We start from the raw sequence: 19,004 nt of genomic DNA on the forward strand, positions 1-19,004 counted from the left end.
GGAGGACAGTTGCATGAAGTTCATTTTCGAAGTCCGCATGAAGCCCGGCTACACGGTGGATGAGTACGCCGCCGCCTGGATCAGCGCCAGTGAAATCATCCAGCGCACGCCGGGCGCGCGCGGCACTTACCTGCACCGCAAGATCGGCTCGCCCGACACCCTGCTGGCGATTGCCACCTGGGAGTCCAAGGCGCACCGCGATGCCAAGGACGACCGCCGCGATGCCACCGTGCGCGCCATCCTCGACAAACACGCGCGCCATTGCGAGGTCACGGTGATCGGCGAATTTGAAGAGCCGCAGTGGTCGGTGCTGCCGGAACTCAGGGCGACGTGAGCGTCCTGTAGGGCGCCGGTGCCTTGGGCCCAGTCGACGCATTGACCAGCACCTGCTCGACGTCGGGCACACCTTTCGCCCAGGCCTGCAGCACGGCCACGCGGCGCCGGTCGGGGACACAGCCCTCAATGAACACCATGCGCCGCTGCACCGTCACCCACAGGCTGCTGCCGGTGACGGGCTTGAGCGCTCCCACGCGGGCCTGGAGGGCCCGGGCAATGTCCTGGTCGTAGGCATAGGCGTTGGAGCGTGCGCATCGGCCGGCCAGCCAACAACTGGTGCCGCGCTCGGCCCGGTCATGCGCTTCGGCACGCTGCTCTGCTGCGGTCAAGTCAGGGCCAAGCGGCACCGGGCAGCGTGGCGCCTGGGCGGCGATCTGGAAGAAGGGATCGTTGAACCAGTTGCGGCGCTCCGCCGCGTCTTGGGCCAGACAAGGCATCGGCCCCAGAAGCAGCGCCAGATGCAGCGGCCAGCACAGCACGATGCATCGGAAACGTTGATGGTCATGGTGATGGTGCATGCTGCCCTCCCGTCAAAATCGCACCGCACCGGTGCTTCATCCGACCCTGCCAAAGGCCGGCAAGTCCGGCAAACCAGGAAACCGGAATACCGTTGCACATCTTGTCAAAAAATCGGGGGCTTAGTGGTTTCTCCCAGTCTGTACGTCCCGCAGATGCTCCGCTATTCTCGAATTTTTTAAGGAGGGATGCATGGAATCGTCTTTAAAAGTCGAAGACCACGGCGACTGGCTCAGCTTCGGGATATCACACGCTGGCAGAGTCATTCCTGTCAAAATTTCCCGGGCAGCGATGGAGGAGCACTTCGACGCGACCCAAGGGTCGGACTCGCTGAAAAAAGCCTATGCGCTCGACGCCGAGATGATTCACGCCCGTGCTGCCGACCACATCGTGGCGGGCGCCAGCTACACGCCGGACCATCCACTGGTGCTGGGGAGCGAACACTTCTAGTCTCGCGGTTCCCGGAACACAGGGCACTTGCCGACGCAGTGACCACTTTCACCTGAAAGCCCGCGGCTACCGCATGCGCCGGTGAGGCTCTGAACACTTCGTTCTTTGCTCCGTTTTTTATAGCAAATTACGCCCGTTTGATAAGGGCTAGCGCCCGATTTTTCCTGTAAAACTCAACCCGCGCGGCGAAACGTCAGGTTGATGCGCTGGCGGCCCAGCAGCGCGTGTTCGCCATCGGCCAGTGGTGCCACGCCATGAAAGGCCAGCCGCGCCGGCCCGCCCCAGACCACCACATCACCATGCTGCAGCCGATGGCGCTGCGGCTTGTCCTTGCGACTGGCCGTGCCGAACAGGAACACGGCGGGCAGGCCCAGCGACACCGAGACGATGGGGGCGGAGAAATCCTGCTCGTCCCGGTCCTGGTGGAGCGAGAGCCGAGCGCCCGGCTCGTAACGGTTGACAAGGCAGGCGTCGGGCTCGAAGTGGGGAAACCCGGCCTGCGCTGCCGCGCGCGCGGCCAGGTTCCGCAAAGTCGCGGGCATGGCGGGCCAGGGCCGGCCCGACAGCGGGTCCAGCGCGTCGTAGCGGTAGCCGCTGCGGTCCGACACCCAGCCCAGCGCGCCGCAATTGCTCATGGCCACCGACATGGTATAGCCCCCCGGCGTGACCAGATGGCGAAACGGCGACTGGCGGGTGACCTCGGCGATGGCTTGTTGCAGGGCTGCGCCCTCCTCGCCTGCGAAACCGTGCAGCAACGCGGCACCGGGTGCCAGCGTTTCACGCGACACCGCCACGGGCAACTCGTCAAAAAGATCGGCGGTCAAGCGTTCTCCTGCGTAAATTCAGGCGCTACTGTGCGTCATGAAAAATCACACCCAGCGTGTGGCGATGGCCCGAGCGTACCGTGCTGACGCCGTGGCGCATGTTGACCCTGTAAAAACCCCTGCAGCCCTGCACCGGCCGGTGGTGCACGGCAAACACCACGGCGTCGCCCTGGCTGAGCGGCACCACCTCGGGGCGGGACTGCATGCGCGGGCGCTGCTCGGTCAGCACAAACTCGCCGCCGGTGAAGTCATCCCCCGGCCGCGACAGCAGCACCGCCACCTGCAGCGGAAACACATGTTCACCATACAAATCCTGGTGCAGGCAGTTGTAGTCGCCTTCTGCGTACTGCAGCAACAAGGGTGTCGGCCGCGTCTGGCCGGCCGCATGGCAGCGCGCCAGAAACTGCGCATGGTCGGGCGGATAACGCACGGCGATGCCCATGGCTTCGTTCCAGCGGTTGGCCACGTCCACCAGCCGCGGGTACAGCGCGCTACGCAATTGCTGAACCAGCTCCGGCAGCGGGTAGCTGAAGTACTGGTATTCGCCCTGGCCAAAGCCGTGCCGCGCCATCACGACGCGGCTGCGAAACAGCGCGCCTTGCCGGTAAAGCCCGGCGGTTGCCGCACACTGGGCAGGGGTCAGCAGCTGCGGCAACACGGCGCTGCCGCGCGTCTGCAGTTCTTCGGTCAGTGCCGGCCAGCCGGTTCCGGCCGGCCGGTACGTCAACAAGGTGTTCATGGCGGGTGAGTGTCCTGGAGAAAACCCAAGCGTAGGCCAAGGGCCGCCGTCAGGCTCGCCGGAACCGGACATCGCGCCGATTCAGCACAGGGGGCGGGGATGCCCCGATTTTATGCATGAAATCGGCTTCCAGCCCAATGAACACGGGCGCCAGCAGCTACTTTACTGATAGCGTGGCGGGGGCGCCCTGCAAGCCGGCGGTGCCGGCGCCGGCCAGCCCCAGCATGGCGAGGAAACGATGGCCGAACCTGCTGGCGCCGGATCTCGCGGCATCCACCGGCACAGGCAGCCGGCCAGCGGGCCGGCTATCCGCAAACTCCGGCAGGCAGCCAGCCAGTTCCTCAAAACCGGCCACGATGCGCGGGCCGACCCACAGCCGCACCCAGCGCGCCATGGCCACGCGCTGGTCACCCATGCGCAGGCTGGCCGCAAAATGCGGCGTGGCGAAGGACCTGGCGACCTGCCGCTCGACAAAAGGCGTGGCTTCGTCGGCCACCCAGTCCAGGAACATGGGCGACAAGCTCTGCGGGCTGCCGCAGATGAGCTCAAACACCAGCTCGTCCAGCGCAGAAACAGCGGTGAGACAAACCTCTTTGAGGCCAATGGTGTTGGTGCGAATCATGACGGTTCTCCGGAAAAATCAGCCAGCGGCAGGCCTGTCAACCCGTGCCCCCGCCTGCATCCGTACCGGCGGACATGCGCCGGGACAACAAGCGTGATTTTTTGAAGGACAAGCAGCAGAGCCATACCTGCTTAACGGCAGGCTGCCGGACAAGTTGAGGGCCAGGCGCAGGCCCGGCCACGCAGCACAGGCTTCAGCCGGTGTGCGACCGCGTCCAGCGCACGATGTCGGCGGCGCCCATGGCACCGGGCTGGCGCGCAACCTCGCGGCCGTTCACGAACAGCGCCAGCGTGGGAATGCTACGGATGTTGAAGCGTGCGCCCAGACTGCGGGCGGCCTCGGTGTCCACCTTGGCCACGCGAACCGCGGGCTCCAGCTGCGCGGCGGCCTGTTGATAGGCCGGCGCCATCTGCAGGCAGGGGCCGCACCAGGGCGCCCAGAAATCGACCAGTACCGGGATCTGGTTGCGCGTGATGTGGCGGTCAAATGCCGCTTCGTCGAGGTTGACCGGCTGCCCGGTGAACAGCGCCTTGTGGCAGCTGCCGCAGTCCGGCGCCTTGGCCAGGTCCGCGCTTTTGACGCGGTTGGTCGTGTGGCAGTGTGGACACACGATGTGCAGGGAATCCGTCATCTGTACCCCGTCGGCGGCCTGAATCAGCTGTTGTTGGCTTCGTCCAGCGCCTTGCACGACGGTGCGCATACGGCGTGGGACTTGCCCAGCACCTTGCGAGTGCCCATCTGCGAGCGGGGACGGTGTTTGCCGCACATGAAGCACGACATCGTGGCAGCACCGAAAGAAGCGGACGCGACAAACGGGGAGCCCGACACCTTGGATTTGTAACGCAGTCCGTCGGCAAGGACGGTGGTTTTGGCATCAGCTCTGGCCATGGGTGTTTCCTTGGTTGGGTTGGCGCATTGCGCGCTCTATGGCTTGCCTGGCCTGCCGTTCGGCAGCCAGCGCCGGATCCAGCGGCGAGCGGCACAGGCCCGCATGCTGGTAGAAGACATTTTCGTACAATTCGGCCGCGGCCGGGTGGGTGTCGAGCAAAGCACCCAATTCGCGACCGGGCTCTACGCCGCCCAGCGCCTGCACCAGATGGGTCACCACCGAGCGGTATTGCTCCGGACCGACCGGAACGGTACTGTGCTCCAGCCGCTCAAGCAGCTCAGCCAGCACGTGCGTCACGGTCAGGTCGGCACTGAAAGAAGGGGTTTGGGTCGTGTTCATGCCTTCAAAACTGGGGGCTTTTGGCCGAAAAACAAGCCGGAATGCACCGACCCCGCGGCTTACTATTCTTTTGATAGCTGACAGCGACCGTCCAACAAGGGCTGAAGGCTTGTTTCGCTTCAAAAAACTGCTCCCGTCAGGATGCCTGCAGCGGGTTGCGTGCCGGGCCGTCTTTTGGGGCCCCGTCAATGCAGGACGCAATGGCAATAAACGAAATGCTGCAGGGCACCGGAAGGCGTTCGATGGTCTTCCTGCAAATGCTCCAGCAGTTCAAAAGCGCCGCCAAACTCGGCATGCAGCGCATCGGGCGCGTACCGCACCACGGGCAGGCCGCTGCATTGCAGGGGCCCATCCGGGGCAAAGGCCGCCACGATGACATGCCCGCCCGGGCGCACGGCACGGCGCACCTGGGCGACATAAGCGGCGCGGTCCGCCGGATCGGTGAGGAAATGGAAAACAGCCCGGTCATGCCAGACATCGATGCTGGCCTTCTCCAGCGGCACGGTCGTGATGTCGCCCTCGATCCAGCGCACCCGCCCTGCCCGCTCACCGAGCCGGCGGCGCGCCACATCAAGCGCCGCACCGGAAATATCCAGCACGCTCACATCCGTCATGCCGTGGTTCAGCAGGTCGTCCACCAGGCGGGAAGCCCCGCCCCCCACATCGACAATGCGCGCCGACTTGTCGGGCGCGACACGCAGGATCAGCTCGAGCGACAAGGTGGCGTGCGGCTGGTACCAGCTCACGGCTTCGGCGGCATGGGCGGTATAGACCTGCTCCCAATGCGATTTGGGTTCCATGAAACGTCTCCGGGTGAGCATCTGATCTGTTCATGATAGTCACGTCGGAGCAACGCGGGCTGACATGCATCAAACCTGGCAGTGCCCGGGACTGTTGATGCTTACTTGCGGACGTAGATCTGGTCAAAGGACCCCCCGTCCGAAAAGTGTTCCTTGTCGGCCTTGGCCCAGCCGCCGAAGGCCTGGTCGATGGTGAACAGGTTCAGCCTGGGAAAGTGTTTGGCATATTTGGCGATGGCTTTTTGCGAAACCGCAGGGCGGTAGAAGTTCTTGCCGGCGATGTCCTGGCCTTCTTCGGAATACAGGTACTTCAGGTACGCCTCGGCCACGACGCGTGTGCCTTTCCTGTCGACGTTTTTGTCCACCACGGCCACCGCTGGTTCGGCCAGGATGCTGATCGAAGGCGCCACCACGTCGAACCTGGCACCGAATTCTTTTTCAAGCAGGTAGGCCTCGTTTTCCCAGGCGATCAGCACATCGCCCTGGGCGCGCTGGGCAAAAGTGATGGTGGAGCCGCGCGCGCCGGTGTCGAGCACCGGCACGTTGCCGTAGAGCTTGGCGACAAACTCCTTGGCCTTGGCATCGCTGCCGTATTTGCGCTTGGCGAACTCCCAGGCCGCGAGGTAGTTCCAGCGGGCACCGCCCGAGGTTTTGGGGTTGGGCGTGATCACGCTGATGCCGGGCTTGATCAGGTCATCCCAGTCCTTGATGCCCTTGGGGTTGCCCTGGCGCACGGCCAGCACGATGGTCGAGGTGTAGGGCGACGAGTTGTGCGGCAGCTTCTGCTGCCAGTCGGGGGCGAGCCATGCACCGTTCTTGACCAGCGCATCGGTGTCGCCGGCCAGCGCCAGCGTGGCCACGTCGGCATCCAGCCCGTCGATGATGGAGCGCGCCTGCTTGCCCGAACCGCCGTGCGACTGCTTGATGGTCACGTCCTGGCCGGCCCTGGCCTTCCAGTATTTGGCGAAGGCGGCGTTGTATTCCACGTAGAACTCGCGGGTCGGATCGTAGGACACGTTGAGCAGGGTCACGGGGGGTTTGGCGGCTGGCGCTTGCGCCAGCGCAGCCCCCGCCGACCCTGCCAGTGCAACGGCTACTGCCAGGCGGGTGGAAACATTCATAAAATGACGGCGTAAGGTCATGTCTGCTTTCTGGTCCGGTGCATTTGCATGCGGGTTTGAGTAAGAAGCTGGATTCTGGAAGCGGCAGACCAAAACAGGAATGAATAAAAATTTAGTTCTTAATATCCAAATCATCTATAACCAGATTCCACGAAAGAAATCCCCATGGCACGTACCGTCAAATGCATCAAACTGGGCCGGGAAGCCGAAGGTCTGGACTTCCCCCCCTACCCCGGTCCCTTGGGCAAACGCCTGTGGGAAGAAGTCAGCAAGGAAGCCTGGGCAGAGTGGATGAAGCAGCAGACCATGCTGGTCAATGAAAACCGCCTGAACCTCGCCGACGCCCGCGCCCGCCAGTACCTGGCGCGGCAAATGGAAAACCACTTTTTCGGCAGTGGCGCCGACAAGGTGCAGGGCTACGTTCCACCCACGGAATCCTGAACCTGACTGGTTTTTTCTTCGCCAGCCATGGCTGAAGTGATTGAGTGGCTGGCCGACGGCACGCCTTACAGTCCGCGTTTTGGCGACCGCTACCGCAGCGAACTCGGCGGGCTGGCGCAGTCGCGCGAGGTGTTTTTGCACGGCTGCGGCCTGCCTGCCGCCTGGGCCGGCCAGCCGCAGTGGTGCATCCTGGAAACCGGCTTCGGCCTCGGGCTGAACTTCCTGGTGACCTGGCAGGCCTGGAAGGCCGACCCCGCGCGCCCGCGGCTGCTGCATTTTGTGGCCACCGAGGCGCACCCGGCCGGCGCCGCCGACATCCTGCGTGCCGCCGCGGCCCACCCTGAACTGCTGCCTTTGGCCGAGCAACTGCAGGCCCAGTGCTGGGGCCTGCTGTCCGGTGCACACCGGCTGGTGTTCGAGGGCGGCCATGTGCTGCTCACCCTGTGTATCGGCGACACCAAGGCCGTGCTGCGCGAGCAGGCTTTGGCCGCCGACGCGGTGTACCTGGACGGCTTCAGCCCCGCGAAAAACCCCGGTATCTGGGACCTCCACACGCTCAAGGCGGTGGCGCGCTGCTGCCGCCGCGGCACCCGCATCGCCAGCTGGACGGTGGCGCGCAGCGTGCTCGACGGTCTGGCCCAGTGCGGCTTCGTCGTGCACAAAACCCCGGGCCTGCCGCCCAAACGCGACAACCTGCAGGGCGAGTTCGCCCCGCGCTGGGTGCCGCGCAAGGTGGCCGGCAGTGCGCCCGTGGCGCCGGTGCTGCCCTCGAGCTGTGTCGTCATCGGCGCCGGCCTGGCCGGTGCGGCCACGGCGGCCAGCCTGGCGCGGCGCGGCTGGCAGGTCCTGGTGCTGGACGCGCATGACGCGCCGGCCGGCGGCGCCTCCGGCCTGCCGGCCGGCGTGCTGGTGCCGCATGTCTCGCCCGACGACAGCCTGCTGTCGCGCCTGTCGCGCTGCGGCGTGCGCGCCACGCTGCAACAGGCCCGGGCGCTGCTGCAGGAAGGCTGCGACTGGCAGGCCAGCGGCGTGCTGGAGCGGCGCCTGGACGACAGCGGCGGCCTGCCTGCCGACTGGCCCGACGCCGGCCGCGACTGGAGCGAGCCGGCCAGCGCGGCGCAACTCGAACAGGCCGGGCTGGCTCCGGCCTCGGCGGCCACCTGGCACCACCGGGCCGGCTGGATCAAGCCGGTCCGGCTGGTGCAGGCCCTGCTCGCGCAGCCCGGCATCACCTGGCGCGGCGGCGTGCGGGCAGCGCGGCTGGAACGCGACGCCACCGGCCAATGGCAGGTGTTCGACGCCCAGGCGCAGGTCATCGCGCGGGCCGATCTTGTGGTGCTGGCCGCGGCCCATGCCAGCGGGCTGCTGGTGGACGGCGGGCTGCCGCTGCAGGCGATTCGCGGCCAGGTCTCCTGGGGCCTGCGGCGCACTGCCGACGACAGCGTGTTTCCCGCCTTCCCGGTCAACGGCCATGGCAGCTTGCTCCCCGCCGTGCCGGTCGATGATGGCGTGGCGTGGATGGCCGGCGCCGGTTTTCAGCGCGACCGCCATGACAGCCGGCCCGACCCGGCCGACCAGCAGGCCAACCTGGCGCGCCTGCAGACCCTGCTGCCGCACACGGCGCGCCAACTGGCAGCAGATTTTCAGGACGGCAGCGCCCGGGCCTGGGCCGGCGTGCGATGCGCGTCACCGGACCGGTTGCCGCTGGTGGGCCCGGTCCATCCCTTGCGGCAACCCGGGCTCTGGCTGAACACGGCCATGGGTTCCCGCGGGTTGACGTTTGCCGTGCTCGGCGGCGAACTGCTCGCTGCCCGGTTGCATGACGAACCCTTGCCGGTGGACCAGCGCATGTTGCAGGCACTGGCGCCGCAGCGCGCCAGCCTGCTCAAACAACGGGTGGCGCCCGTGGACCCCGTGATCTGAAGCCTTTTCGGGCCCCAGCCCCTGATAGATATATGCAGGCAGCTATATATTTCGTAGCAATTTCTTGAGCTGCCCGGGGTGCAAGGGTTTTTTCAGGTAGACCTGCGCACCGGAAAAACGGGCCCGCAGCCCCTGCTGCCAGGCCGGCGCCGTGCCGGTGACAAACATATGGGCAATGGCCGGCCGGGTGTTGTCCACCGCCTTGATCAGCTGCCAGGGGTCCATGTCGGTCAGCCCGAGGTCCACCGTCGCCAGCAGGTAGGCATGGGTGTTCAGCAGAATCAGGGCCTCGGTGCCGGTAGCCGCTTCGTCCACCTCGTGCAGGCCAGCGGCGGCCAGCTTGGCGCGCAGGTACAGGCGGTCATCGCGCCCGGGGTCCACCACCAGCACCCGCCGCCCGGCCAAGGGCAACACGCCCGGCTCCAGCGGCAGGGGTTCGGTAGCGTCGACTTCATCGAACACCACATCGAGGTCCTCATCGTGCGCGAGGTCGAGATCCATCGGCAGCGAGGCCTGGGGTTCAGGTAAAGAAAGCAGCGGCAGGAGCCCGAAGGCCTCGTCCATCGCCTCCAGCACGGCCGACCATTTGACCGGCGCCGGAAACACGCGCCAGGCCTGGGCGGGCGCCTCATCGCCAATCCAGATGAGTTTGATGCCGTCGTGGGCGGGGTTGGCCAATGCCAGCACCGCCTCCCAGCTGTCGCCGTCGATGATCAGCACATCGGGCGCTTCTATCGCCTCCGCGGTTTGCGCTGTCCAGGCCGAATACACCACATCGCGCGACTCGGACAGGCGAAACACCAGATCCAGTGCCTGGCGCTCGGTGCCGCTGAAACCGAAAAACTTGACGAATATCCGTTTCACTGCCCCGCCCCCTCATTGTTATTGCCGTGGATGATACGGGGCTTGTGTCCAAATTTTGCTGATGGCGTTGTCCCGATGACACGGAATTCAGTGATCAGACCCCCAAAGCCGCATGAACACTGGCGAATAAGCTTATTCGCATAAGCGAACAACAAATCTGTAGTTTGTTTTCATAAGCCCTCACCCTAAAGTCGGCTGCTTATGCATGATTTTGCTTTTGTTTTTGCGGGTTTTGCCGTCGGTCTCGTGGTGGGACTGACCGGTGTGGGCGGGGGCTCGCTCATGACACCTTTGCTGATTTTCTTTTTCGGCGTCAAGCCGCATCTGGCGATCGGCACCGACCTGCTGTTTGCCGCCTTCACCAAGCTGGGCGGCACGGTTGGCCTGGCGCGAGCCCGGCTGGTGGACTGGAAAATTGTCGGCCAGACGGCGGCCGGCAGCATTCCGGCCTCGCTGGCCACGCTGTATGTGCTGCATCTCGTCGGGCCGGCCAGCCCGGCGGCCCAGGCCGCGATGACCACCACGCTGGGTGTGGCGCTGTTGCTCACGGCGAGCGCCACGTTCTACAAGGCCGTTTATGGCAAAGCCGCCCCGCGCCAGATCGCCCCGGATGCCCTGGCCGCGGCCACGCAGCCGCGCCACTGGGCCCTGCCGGTGCTGTTTGGCGCCGTGATCGGTGTGCTGGTGACACTGACCTCGGTGGGCGCCGGCGCCATCGGGGTGATTGTGCTGATGCTGCTTTACCCGGCCCTGCCGCTGCCGCGCATCGTGGCCGCCGACATCGCCCATGCGGTTCCACTGACGCTGGTGGCCGGCTTCGGCCACGCGTCCATCGGCTCGGTCGACTGGCTGCTGCTGGCCAAACTGCTGGCCGGCTCGCTGCCTGGCATCTGGCTCGGCTCGCGCCTGGTCAACAGCACGCCCGACCGCTGGATACGCTCCCTGCTTTCCGTGCTGCTGGCTTATGCCGGCGCCAAACTCATCGCCATCTGACCATCTGACCCCCTGAATCACCTGATCCCTGACCGCCATGTACCAATACACCGAATTTGACCGCCAGTTTGTGAAAGCCCGCGCCAGCCAGTACCGCGACCAGCTGACCCGCTGGCAGTCCGGCCAGCTGGCCGAAGACGACTTCCGCCCGCTTCGCCTGCAAAACGGCTGGTATGTCCAGCGTTATGCGCCCATGCTGCGCGTCGCCGTGCCTTATGGCGAACTCTCTAGTGCGCAGGTGCGTGTGCTGGCAAAAATCGCCCGTGAATATGATCAGCCGAATGCCGCGCTGTTCAATGACGCGCAGGCGGCCCAGGACAAGCTCGGTCCGGTCAACCTCAAAAGCGGCCTGTCGGTGGCCTCCAAGCTGACCGCCGGTTATGCCCACTTCACGACGCGCCAGAACATCCAGTACAACTGGATTCCACTGGACAAGTCGGCCGACGTGATGGACCTGCTGGCCAGCGTCAGCATGCACGGCATCCAGACCAGCGGCAACTGCATACGCAACATCACCAGCGACGAACGTGCCGGCATTGCGGTCGACGAGATCGCCGACCCGCGGCCCTTTGGTGAAATCCTGCGCCAGTGGAGCACGCTGCACCCCGAGTTCGCCTTCCTGCCGCGCAAGTTCAAGATCGCTATCAGCGGCGCCAAAGAAGACCGCGCGGCCACCGCCTGGCACGACGTGGGCCTGCACCTGATCCGCAATGCCGAAGGCGAGCTGGGCTTCAAGGTGCTGGTCGGCGGCGGCATGGGTCGCACGCCCATCATTGCCAGCGTGATCCGCGAGTTCCTGCCGTGGCACCAGATCATGAATTACATCGAGGCCATCGTGCGCGTGTACAACCGTTATGGCCGGCGCGACAACATGTACAAGGCGCGCATCAAGATCCTGGTGAAAGCCGAGGGCCAGAAGTACATCGACGACGTGGAAGCCGAGTACCTGCAGATCATGGAGCACGACGGCGGCCCGCACACCATCACGCAGGCCGAGCTGGACCGCGTGACGGCCTCCTTTGTGCCACCCACGCTCCAGTGCGACCGCAAGAGTGCCGATGCGAAGATTGCCAACATCCTGCGCGCCGCCGCCGAGGACGACATCGAGTTCGGCCGCTGGCTCAAGCAGAACGTGGCGCCGCACCAGAACCCCGACCTGCGCGCCGTGACCCTGTCCTTCAAGCGCCTGGGTCAGGCGCCTGGCGACGCCACCGCCGACCAGCTCGACGTGGCGGCCGACCTGGCCGACCGTTTCAGCGCCGGCGAGGTGCGCGTCACGCACGACCAGAACCTGCTGCTGCCCTGGGTGCGCTGCGACGAGTTGCCCGAACTCTGGCGCGCTGCGCGCAAGTCCGGTTTTGCCCGCCCCAACATCCGGCTGCTGACCGACATGATCGCCTGCCCCGGCGGCGATTTCTGCTCACTGGCCAATGCACGCTCGATCCCGATCGCCGAGGCGATCACCGAGCGCTACCAGGACATGGACGAGCTGCACGACCTCGGCGAGATCGACCTGCACATCAGCGGCTGCATCAACTCCTGCGGCCACCACCACAGCGGCCACATCGGCATCCTGGGCGTGGACAAGGACGGCAAGGAGTGGTACCAGGTGACGCTGGGCGGCTCGGACGGCTCCACGCTGAGCGGCGCGCCGGTGCCCGGCAAGGTCGTCGGCCCCTCGTTTTCCGCCGCCGAAGTGCCTGAAGTGATTGAAGCCGTGCTCGACACCTACCGGCGCGAGCGCGAAGCCGGCGAAACCTTTATCGCCACCTTGCGCCGTGTCGGCATCGACCCGTTCAAGCTGGCTGCCAACAGCGCACGTTTTGCAGCCACACCCGCCGCCGCTGCGGTTGCCTGAGGAGAACCCATGAAACTTTTGCCATTGACCGACCACACCCCGGCAGGCGCCGAAGACCGCACGGTGCTTGCGCTGGCCAACGATGCCGACCCGTTGCAGGCACCGCTGGAGGGCGTGACACGCATCGACCTGCACTTCCCGAAGTTCACCGACGGCCGCGCCTTCAGCCAGGCCTTTTTACTGCGCCGCCGGCGCGGCTTTGAGGGCGAGATCCGCGCCACGGGCGACGTGCTGGCCGACCAGCTCGCGCAGATGGAGCGCAGCGGCTTTGACGTCGCCGTGCTGCGCGCCGACCAGGACATGGCCACGGCCCAACGCGTGCTGGCCAGCTACCCCGGCTACGGTGTGGGCCGCTACCAGGGCGACGCGGTGCATGTCGTCCCCCACTTTGCAGAGGCGGCCTGACCATGGGTGCCATATCGCTCTACGCCAAGGCCTCGCCCGACTTCGCGCAGAAACTCGCGCGCAGCATCGCGCTGCTGCAATCGTCGGCGCAAAAACATTCCCCGCTGACCCAGGCCTCCAGCTTGGGCGCCGAGGACATGGTGGTCACGCAGCTGCTCGAGGAAGCCGGCATCGACAGCCGCATCTTTGTGCTGGAGACCGGCATGCTGCATGCCGAAACCGTCGCGCTGATCCCGCGCATCGAGGAACGCTACCTGCGCCATGTCGATGTGTACCGTCCTGACCTGGAGGCGGCAAGCGCCTTTGTGCAGGCCAACGGAAACGACGCGATGTACAAGAGCCTGGAATTGCGCAAGGCCTGCTGCCACATCCGCAAGATGGAGCCGCTGGAGCGTGCCCTGGCCGGCAAAAAAGGCTGGATCACCGGCCTGCGCCGCGAGCAGTCCAGCGCCCGTGCCGAGGTGCATGACGTCGAGGAACAGGAAGGCCGCGCCAAGATCAACCCGCTGGCCGACTGGACCTGGGGCGACGTCTGGCACTACATCGCGCTGCACAACATTCCTTTCAACCCGCTGCACGACCAGTTTTTCCCCAGCATAGGCTGCGCGCCCTGCACCCGCGCCGTGACCCTGGGCGAAGACTTCCGCTCCGGCCGCTGGTGGTGGGAAAACGAAAGCGCGAAGGAATGCGGCTTGCATGTCGAGCCGCATTCCAACGACGCGCCAGCGTCGTCCCTCTTGCGCAGCGAGAGGGAAAGCGCTGAAGTTTCGGCGCAGGCTCATGCCGGCTCCGCCGGCGTGAAGGGCTCAAAAGAGCCCGGCCGAAGCCAACAGGAAAGCGCGAAGGAATGTGGCTTGCATGTGACGGCCGACGGCACGCACGAAGCCGAGGAACCGGCCGCGTTTGAACCGCTGTCCAGACCGCTTTCCGGTCGTACTTCCAGCATCATCCCCATTCGAGAGATCCCCGCATGAACGCACGCGCCGAACCCCAACTGCTCAGCAAACTGAGCAATTCCCACCTCGACGCGCTCGAGGAAGAAACCATCTTCATCCTGCGCGAAGTGGCCGCCGCCTTCGAGCGCCCGGCCCTGCTGTTTTCGGGCGGCAAGGACTCGCTGGTCATGCTCAAGTGCGCCGAGAAAGCCTTTGGCGTGGGCCGCATCCCCTACCCGCTGCTGATGATAGACACGGGCCACAATTTCCACGAGGTGACCGACTTCCGCGACCTGCGCGCGAAAGAACTGGGCGCCGAGCTGATCGTGCGCAACGTCGAGGACTCGATGAAACGCGGCACGGTGCGTCTGGCGCATCCCGGCGAGTCGCGCAATGTGCACCAGTCGGTGACCTTGCTGGAAGCGATTGACGAATTCCGCTTTGACGCGCTGATTGGCGGTGCGCGCCGCGACGAAGAAAAAGCCCGCGCCAAGGAGCGCATCTTCTCGCACCGCGACAGCTTCGGCCAGTGGCAGCCCAAGGCCCAGCGGCCCGAGCTCTGGACCTTGTTCAACACCCGGCTGCAGCCCGGTGAACACTTCCGTGTGTTCCCGATCTCCAACTGGACCGAACTCGACGTCTGGCAATACATCGAGCGTGAAGCCATTGCCCTGCCCTCGCTGTACTACGCGCACCAGCGCAAGGTCGTCGAACGCAAGGGCCTCCTGGTGCCAGTGACCGAACTCACACCGGCGCGCGAGGGCGAGGAAGTGGTCGAGAAAACCGTGCGTTTCCGCACCGTGGGCGACATCACCTGCACCTGCCCGGTGGACAGTCCGGCCGCCACCGCCGCCGAGATCGTCATCGAGACCCTGGCCGCCGACGTGAGCGAGCGCGGCGCCACACGCATGGACGACAAAACCTCCGACGCTTCGATGGAAAAGCGCAAGAAAGACGGGTACTTCTGATGAGCACTACTGATTTGATAGCTGACAGCGCAGAGCTGACGGGCGCTACAGGCCAAAATGACCTGAAATCCGCGCTGAAGTTCATCACCTGCGGTTCGGTCGATGACGGCAAGAGCACGCTGATCGGCCGCCTGCTGGTGGACAGCAAGGCCGTGTTGCAGGACCACCTGGCCGGTGTGCAGCGCGGCGGCGAGACCGACCTGGCCCTGCTGACCGACGGCCTGTCCGCCGAACGCGAGCAGGGCATCACCATCGACGTGGCCTACCGCTACTTCGCTACCGAAAACCGCAAGTTCATCATCGGCGACGCGCCCGGCCACGAGCAGTACACCCGCAACATGGTCACCGCCGCGTCGAGCGCCGACGCCGCCGTGGTGCTGGTCGATGCCACCAAGCTGGACTGGACAACCCCGTCCATGGAACTGCTGCCGCAAACGCGGCGCCACGCGCTGCTGGTCAACCTGCTGCGTGTGCCGTCCATTGTGTTCACGGTCAACAAGCTCGACGCCGTGGAAGATCCCACACTGGCCTTCAAAAACATCAGCGCGGCGCTGACGACCTTCGCTCAGGCTGCGCAGATCCCGGTCCGGGCCATCGTGCCGATTTCCGCGCTCAAGGGCCACAACGTGGTGGACGCCATGCCCGGCTGGTGCAGCTACGAAGGCCTGTCGCTGCTGCAGTTGCTGGAGCACCTGCCGACCACCCCGGCCGAAAGCACCGAGGCTTTTGCCTTCCCGGTGCAGTGGGTGGAAAAATTCTCGTCCTCGTCGGACACCTCCCAGGGCCGCCGCGTCTTCTGGGGCCGTGTCGCCACCGGCGGCGTGCAGCCGGGCCAGACCGTCACCGTGCTGCCCAGCGGACAAACCGCCGTGGTGGCCCAGGTGCTCGACCACACCCGCCAGCCCAAGTCCATTCTGGCCGGCCACAGCGCCGGCATCGTGCTGGACCGGGAAGTCGACGTGTCGCGCGGCGACTGGCTGCTGGCTGCCGACACCTTTGAGCCCACGCGCGAGCTGTCGGTCACCATCGCCTGGATGGACGACGAACCGCTGGTTGCCGGGCGTGTCTACTGGGCGCTGCACGGCCACCGCTGGGTCAAGGCCAAGGTCAAACGCATCGTGCACAAGCTCGACGTCAATACCCTGGCCGAGGAAGACGCCAGTGAGTTGCCGCCCAACGCCATCGGCCACATCGAGCTGAGCCTGCAGGCCCCGCTGGCCACCCTGCCTTACGCCCGCTCGCGGGTCCTGGGCTCGCTGGTGCTGGTGGACACGGCATCGAACAAGACCTCGGGCGCCGCGCTGATCCTTTGATCAGGATCAGCCCCGATCTGGCACCCGACTTAACCCTGCTCACGGAATCCTCTTAAAATTGAGGGTTTCCACCGATCCCGCAAGAACAACATGACTCACATCGTTACCGAATCCTGCATCCGCTGCAAATACACCGACTGTGTGGACGTCTGTCCCGTGGACTGCTTCCGCGAAGGCCCCAACATGCTGGTGATCGACCCGGACGAGTGCATCGATTGCGCGGTCTGCATCCCGGAGTGCCCGGTCAATGCCATTTATGCCGAAGAAGACGTGCCGGCCGATCAGGTCAACTTCATCAAGATCAATGTCGAGCTGAGCAACGCGCCGGGCTGGAAAAGCATCACCAAGCGCAAGGAAGCCTTGCCCGATGCCGAAGAGTGGAAAGACGTCACCAGCAAACTGGACCAGCTCATTCGCTGAGGCGCTTCCAATCGCAGGGCTTTGCGTCTGCCCGCCCTCTTCAAATTGCAACCCCGAAAAAAGCCCCATGGAACCTCAACTGAACCAGGAAGTGATCAACACGGCTGCCGCGCACGACGGCCCGATAGAGACCGATGCAGTCATCGTCGGCGCGGGCCCGGTCGGGCTGTTCCAGGTGTTTGAACTCGGCCTGCTGGAGATCAAGGCCCATGTCATCGACTCGCTGGCCTACCCCGGCGGCCAGTGCATCGAGCTGTACCCGGACAAGCCGATTTACGACATTCCCGCCGTGCCCATGTGCACCGGCAAGGAACTGACCGACTCCCTGCTCAAGCAGATCGAGCCCTTTGGCGCGACTTTTCACTTTGGCCAGGAAGTCAGCACTGTCGAAAGGCAAGACGACGGCCGCTTTTTTGTGCAGACTTCCAAAGGCACGCAGTTCCTGACGAAAACCATCTTTATTGCGGCGGGCGTGGGGGCTTTCCAGCCGCGCCTGCTGAAAGTCGACGGCCTCGAGAAGTTTGACAACACGCAGCTGTTTTACCGCGTCAAGTCACCGGCTGACTTCGCCGGTAAAAACCTGGTGATCGTCGGTGGCGGCGACTCCGCGCTCGACTGGGCGCTCAACTTCGCCAAGGAAGGCCCGAACAAGGCCGAAAGCGTGATCCTGATCCACCGCCGCGACGGTTTCAAGGCCGCACCGGCGAGCGTGGCGAAGATGAGGGAGTTGTGCGACAACTACGAGATGCAGTTCATTGTCGGCCAGGTCACCGGCTACGAGGAAAAGGGCGGCAAGCTCACCGGTGCCAAGGTCACCGGCTCCGACGGCATCACCCGCGTGGTCCCGCTCGACGTGATGCTGGTCTTCTTCGGCCTGTCGCCCAAGCTCGGGCCGATTGCCGAGTGGGGCCTGGACATCGAGCGCAAGCAGCTCAAGGTCGACACCGAAAAATTCTCGACCAATGTGCCCGGCATTTTTGCAGTCGGCGACATCAACACCTACCCCGGCAAGAAAAAGCTGATCCTCAGCGGTTTTCATGAATGCGCGCTGGCCGCTTTCGGCGCGGCGCCCTTCATCTTTCCGGACAAGAAAATTCACCTGCAATACACCACCACCAGCCCGAAACTGCACAAGGTGCTCGGGGTGGAGACGCCCGTCTTCGACTGAACACCCGGCAACACCCGCCCCCGTCAGGCCCGCCATGTGCGGGCCTTTTCTCTGGGGCCCACCGCAGTTCCATCGCCGTCGTTCAGCCCCTCGGCTTGAGCGGCTTCAAGGGCTTGAGCCGCATCGCCAGGGGCGCATGCCCGTGGTTCAGCGGCCCGCTGCCGGCGCCGGTTTTCACCTTGGCGCCGGCCAGCAGTGCCGCACGCACATAGGCCCGGGCCATTTCCACGGCCTGCAGCAAGGGCTGCTCCAATGCCAGTCCAGCCGCAATGGCGGACGAAAGCGTGCAGCCCGTCCCGTGCGTGTTGGCACTGTGAATGCGCGGTGCATACATCCAGTGTCTGTCGCCCGCTGCCGTCAGCAGCAGGTCCATCACCGTGTCGCCCGGCAAATGCCCGCCCTTGAGCAGCACCGCGCGTGCGCCCTTGCCCAGCAGTTCGTGAGCCGCCGCTTCCATGTCATCTGCATTGTTCAGCGGCCGCCCGACCAGCAGGGCAGCTTCGTCCAGGTTGGGCGTGACCAGCACCGCGCGCGGAAACAGCTCACGCACCAGGACCTCAATGGCCGGATTGTCAATCAGCACCGCGCCGCTGGTGGCCACCATCACCGGATCGAGCACGATTTTGTCGAGCCCATGGCGGTCAATGGCCTCGGCCACGGCCAGCACAATCTCGGGGGAATGCAGCATGCCGATCTTCACGGCATCCACGCCGATATCCTCGACCACCGCATCGATCTGGTCGCGCAGCATGGCCGGCGGCACGCCATGAATGGCCCGCACGCCCTGGGTGTTCTGCGCCGTCAGCGCGGTGATGGCCGTCATGCCGTAACAGCCGAGCGCGGCAAAAGTCTTCAGGTCCGCCTGGATGCCCGCCCCGCCGCCGCTGTCCGAACCCGCAATGGACAACACGCGCGGGTACTCGAATTCAAAAGTGTCGTTGTTCATGGAGAAAAGTGTTTCCCGGTGGTTCAGGCCCTGCGAAGGCGATGCCGGATTATCGGGGAAGCCGCTTGGCGCCTTGCGCGCCGGGGATCAGCGCCTGAATTCTTGGCCCTAAGTTCAATCCTGAGCCGGAAGTC

The 19,004-nt window shown here is 65.1% G+C and carries 23 protein-coding genes; 12 read left to right on the forward strand and 11 right to left on the reverse strand.

The genetic code is table 11. The features are described 5' to 3' along the window. Positions 1-13: 13 nt before the first annotated feature. Positions 14-334: an antibiotic biosynthesis monooxygenase gene (locus tag B7G52_RS01590; RefSeq protein WP_096695722.1), complete on the forward strand. Its 321-nt coding sequence runs from the start codon at positions 14-16 to the stop codon at positions 332-334. Here the strand turns inward: B7G52_RS01590 and B7G52_RS01595 are convergent. Next, positions 321-854, reverse strand: coding sequence for a BON domain-containing protein (locus tag B7G52_RS01595; RefSeq protein ID WP_096695723.1), 534 nt, complete (start codon positions 852-854; stop codon positions 321-323). The genes B7G52_RS01590 and B7G52_RS01595 overlap by 14 nt on opposite strands. A 190-nt stretch (positions 855-1,044) precedes the next feature. Here B7G52_RS01595 and B7G52_RS23195 point away from each other — a divergent pair, with 190 nt between their 5' ends. Then, the gene (locus B7G52_RS23195; RefSeq protein WP_141397365.1) at positions 1,045-1,302 is read left to right on the forward strand and encodes a hypothetical protein; all 258 of its coding nucleotides are present in this window, start codon (positions 1,045-1,047) and stop codon (positions 1,300-1,302) included. Between the two features lie 173 nt (positions 1,303-1,475). Here the strand turns inward: B7G52_RS23195 and alkB are convergent, their stop codons facing one another. From alkB to B7G52_RS01635, 8 genes are all read right to left on the reverse strand, one after another. Beyond that, a complete protein-coding gene (alkB, locus tag B7G52_RS01600) occupies positions 1,476-2,126 on the reverse strand; it encodes a DNA oxidative demethylase AlkB (protein WP_096695724.1) in 651 nt (216 codons plus the stop codon). A 25-nt stretch (positions 2,127-2,151) separates the two neighbouring features. Continuing rightward, complete coding sequence (locus B7G52_RS01605; RefSeq protein ID WP_096695726.1) at positions 2,152-2,865, reverse strand: 2OG-Fe(II) oxygenase; 714 nt, start codon at positions 2,863-2,865, stop codon at positions 2,152-2,154. A gap of 157 nt (positions 2,866-3,022) precedes the next feature. Further along, positions 3,023-3,487: a hypothetical protein gene (locus B7G52_RS01610; RefSeq protein ID WP_096695728.1), complete on the reverse strand. Its 465-nt coding sequence runs from the start codon at positions 3,485-3,487 to the stop codon at positions 3,023-3,025. Positions 3,488-3,680: 193 nt separating this feature from the next. After that, positions 3,681-4,118 (reverse strand): thioredoxin TrxC, encoded by a 438-nt coding sequence (trxC, locus tag B7G52_RS01615; RefSeq protein ID WP_096695730.1) that lies wholly within the window; start codon positions 4,116-4,118, stop codon positions 3,681-3,683. 23 nt (positions 4,119-4,141) lie between these two features. Beyond that, positions 4,142-4,375 (reverse strand): hypothetical protein, encoded by a 234-nt coding sequence (locus B7G52_RS01620; protein ID WP_096665230.1) that lies wholly within the window; start codon positions 4,373-4,375, stop codon positions 4,142-4,144. After that, positions 4,362-4,715, reverse strand: coding sequence for a hypothetical protein (locus B7G52_RS01625; protein WP_096695732.1), 354 nt, complete (start codon positions 4,713-4,715; stop codon positions 4,362-4,364). The genes B7G52_RS01620 and B7G52_RS01625 overlap by 14 nt, the downstream gene beginning before the upstream one ends. Before the next feature lie 185 nt (positions 4,716-4,900). Next, on the reverse strand, positions 4,901-5,515 hold the full coding sequence (locus B7G52_RS01630; RefSeq protein WP_096695734.1) for a class I SAM-dependent methyltransferase: 615 nt from the start codon (positions 5,513-5,515) through the stop codon (positions 4,901-4,903). 101 nt (positions 5,516-5,616) lie between these two features. Beyond that, positions 5,617-6,657 (reverse strand): sulfate ABC transporter substrate-binding protein, encoded by a 1,041-nt coding sequence (locus B7G52_RS01635; protein WP_170954654.1) that lies wholly within the window; start codon positions 6,655-6,657, stop codon positions 5,617-5,619. 144 nt (positions 6,658-6,801) lie between these two features. Between B7G52_RS01635 and B7G52_RS01640 the strand changes: the two genes are divergently transcribed. Beyond that, on the forward strand, positions 6,802-7,077 hold the full coding sequence (locus tag B7G52_RS01640) for an oxidative damage protection protein (protein ID WP_096695738.1): 276 nt from the start codon (positions 6,802-6,804) through the stop codon (positions 7,075-7,077). 27 nt (positions 7,078-7,104) lie between these two features. Continuing rightward, a complete protein-coding gene (gene mnmC / locus B7G52_RS01645; protein WP_096695740.1) occupies positions 7,105-9,000 on the forward strand; it encodes an FAD-dependent 5-carboxymethylaminomethyl-2-thiouridine(34) oxidoreductase MnmC in 1,896 nt (631 codons plus the stop codon). Positions 9,001-9,042: 42 nt separating this feature from the next. On the opposite strand, the gene B7G52_RS01650 is transcribed toward mnmC, so the two are convergent. Next, positions 9,043-9,864 (reverse strand): response regulator, encoded by an 822-nt coding sequence (locus tag B7G52_RS01650; RefSeq protein WP_096695742.1) that lies wholly within the window; start codon positions 9,862-9,864, stop codon positions 9,043-9,045. Positions 9,865-10,065: 201 nt separating this feature from the next. Here B7G52_RS01650 and B7G52_RS01655 point away from each other — a divergent pair, with 201 nt between their 5' ends. The 8 genes from B7G52_RS01655 to B7G52_RS01690 all read left to right on the forward strand — a co-directional run bounded on the left by B7G52_RS01655 (position 10,066) and on the right by B7G52_RS01690 (position 17,924). Next, positions 10,066-10,857 (forward strand): sulfite exporter TauE/SafE family protein, encoded by a 792-nt coding sequence (locus tag B7G52_RS01655; RefSeq protein ID WP_096695744.1) that lies wholly within the window; start codon positions 10,066-10,068, stop codon positions 10,855-10,857. Positions 10,858-10,894: 37 nt separating this feature from the next. Then, entirely contained in the window at positions 10,895-12,715 is a 1,821-nt protein-coding gene (locus tag B7G52_RS01660; RefSeq protein ID WP_096695746.1) for a nitrite/sulfite reductase, read from the forward strand. Positions 12,716-12,724: 9 nt separating this feature from the next. Beyond that, entirely contained in the window at positions 12,725-13,120 is a 396-nt protein-coding gene (locus tag B7G52_RS01665) for a DUF934 domain-containing protein (RefSeq protein WP_096695748.1), read from the forward strand. A 2-nt stretch (positions 13,121-13,122) separates the two neighbouring features. After that, positions 13,123-14,094: a phosphoadenylyl-sulfate reductase gene (locus B7G52_RS01670; RefSeq protein ID WP_096695750.1), complete on the forward strand. Its 972-nt coding sequence runs from the start codon at positions 13,123-13,125 to the stop codon at positions 14,092-14,094. Further along, a complete protein-coding gene (cysD, locus tag B7G52_RS01675) occupies positions 14,091-15,023 on the forward strand; it encodes a sulfate adenylyltransferase subunit CysD (RefSeq protein WP_096695752.1) in 933 nt (310 codons plus the stop codon). Before B7G52_RS01670 ends, cysD begins: the two co-directional genes overlap by 4 nt. Next, a complete protein-coding gene (locus B7G52_RS01680; RefSeq protein ID WP_096695754.1) occupies positions 15,023-16,336 on the forward strand; it encodes a sulfate adenylyltransferase subunit 1 in 1,314 nt (437 codons plus the stop codon). The genes cysD and B7G52_RS01680 overlap by 1 nt, the downstream gene beginning before the upstream one ends. 90 nt (positions 16,337-16,426) lie before the next feature. Next, positions 16,427-16,756 carry a ferredoxin FdxA gene (gene fdxA, locus B7G52_RS01685; RefSeq protein ID WP_096695755.1) on the forward strand — a complete coding sequence of 110 codons (330 nt, stop codon included), beginning with the start codon at positions 16,427-16,429 and terminating at the stop codon, positions 16,754-16,756. Positions 16,757-16,823: 67 nt separating this feature from the next. Further along, positions 16,824-17,924 (forward strand): NAD(P)/FAD-dependent oxidoreductase, encoded by a 1,101-nt coding sequence (locus B7G52_RS01690; RefSeq protein ID WP_096695756.1) that lies wholly within the window; start codon positions 16,824-16,826, stop codon positions 17,922-17,924. 82 nt (positions 17,925-18,006) lie between these two features. Here the strand turns inward: B7G52_RS01690 and thiD are convergent, their stop codons facing one another. Next, the gene (gene thiD / locus B7G52_RS01695) at positions 18,007-18,870 is read right to left on the reverse strand and encodes a bifunctional hydroxymethylpyrimidine kinase/phosphomethylpyrimidine kinase (protein ID WP_096695757.1); all 864 of its coding nucleotides are present in this window, start codon (positions 18,868-18,870) and stop codon (positions 18,007-18,009) included. Positions 18,871-19,004 lie beyond the last annotated feature (134 nt).

It is taken from the genome of Polaromonas sp. AER18D-145, assembly GCF_002379095.1.
Classification (GTDB): Bacteria; Pseudomonadota; Gammaproteobacteria; order Burkholderiales; family Burkholderiaceae_C; genus Polaromonas.

Coding starts and splice junctions, on each gene's coding strand:
- B7G52_RS01590 (WP_096695722.1), top strand. CDS start 14: ATGAAGTTCATTTTCGAAGTCCGCATGAAGCCCGGCTACACGGTGGAT.
- B7G52_RS01595 (WP_096695723.1), bottom strand. CDS start 854: ATGCACCATCACCATGACCATCAACGTTTCCGATGCATCGTGCTGTGC.
- B7G52_RS23195 (WP_141397365.1), top strand. CDS start 1,045: ATGGAATCGTCTTTAAAAGTCGAAGACCACGGCGACTGGCTCAGCTTC.
- B7G52_RS01605 (WP_096695726.1), bottom strand. CDS start 2,865: ATGAACACCTTGTTGACGTACCGGCCGGCCGGAACCGGCTGGCCGGCA.
- B7G52_RS01610 (WP_096695728.1), bottom strand. CDS start 3,487: ATGATTCGCACCAACACCATTGGCCTCAAAGAGGTTTGTCTCACCGCT.
- trxC (WP_096695730.1), bottom strand. CDS start 4,118: ATGACGGATTCCCTGCACATCGTGTGTCCACACTGCCACACGACCAAC.
- B7G52_RS01620 (WP_096665230.1), bottom strand. CDS start 4,375: ATGGCCAGAGCTGATGCCAAAACCACCGTCCTTGCCGACGGACTGCGT.
- B7G52_RS01625 (WP_096695732.1), bottom strand. CDS start 4,715: ATGAACACGACCCAAACCCCTTCTTTCAGTGCCGACCTGACCGTGACG.
- B7G52_RS01630 (WP_096695734.1), bottom strand. CDS start 5,515: ATGGAACCCAAATCGCATTGGGAGCAGGTCTATACCGCCCATGCCGCC.
- B7G52_RS01635 (WP_170954654.1), bottom strand. CDS start 6,657: ATGACCTTACGCCGTCATTTTATGAATGTTTCCACCCGCCTGGCAGTA.
- B7G52_RS01640 (WP_096695738.1), top strand. CDS start 6,802: ATGGCACGTACCGTCAAATGCATCAAACTGGGCCGGGAAGCCGAAGGT.
- mnmC (WP_096695740.1), top strand. CDS start 7,105: ATGGCTGAAGTGATTGAGTGGCTGGCCGACGGCACGCCTTACAGTCCG.
- B7G52_RS01655 (WP_096695744.1), top strand. CDS start 10,066: ATGCATGATTTTGCTTTTGTTTTTGCGGGTTTTGCCGTCGGTCTCGTG.
- B7G52_RS01660 (WP_096695746.1), top strand. CDS start 10,895: ATGTACCAATACACCGAATTTGACCGCCAGTTTGTGAAAGCCCGCGCC.
- B7G52_RS01665 (WP_096695748.1), top strand. CDS start 12,725: ATGAAACTTTTGCCATTGACCGACCACACCCCGGCAGGCGCCGAAGAC.
- B7G52_RS01670 (WP_096695750.1), top strand. CDS start 13,123: ATGGGTGCCATATCGCTCTACGCCAAGGCCTCGCCCGACTTCGCGCAG.
- cysD (WP_096695752.1), top strand. CDS start 14,091: ATGAACGCACGCGCCGAACCCCAACTGCTCAGCAAACTGAGCAATTCC.
- B7G52_RS01680 (WP_096695754.1), top strand. CDS start 15,023: ATGAGCACTACTGATTTGATAGCTGACAGCGCAGAGCTGACGGGCGCT.
- fdxA (WP_096695755.1), top strand. CDS start 16,427: ATGACTCACATCGTTACCGAATCCTGCATCCGCTGCAAATACACCGAC.
- B7G52_RS01690 (WP_096695756.1), top strand. CDS start 16,824: ATGGAACCTCAACTGAACCAGGAAGTGATCAACACGGCTGCCGCGCAC.
- thiD (WP_096695757.1), bottom strand. CDS start 18,870: ATGAACAACGACACTTTTGAATTCGAGTACCCGCGCGTGTTGTCCATT.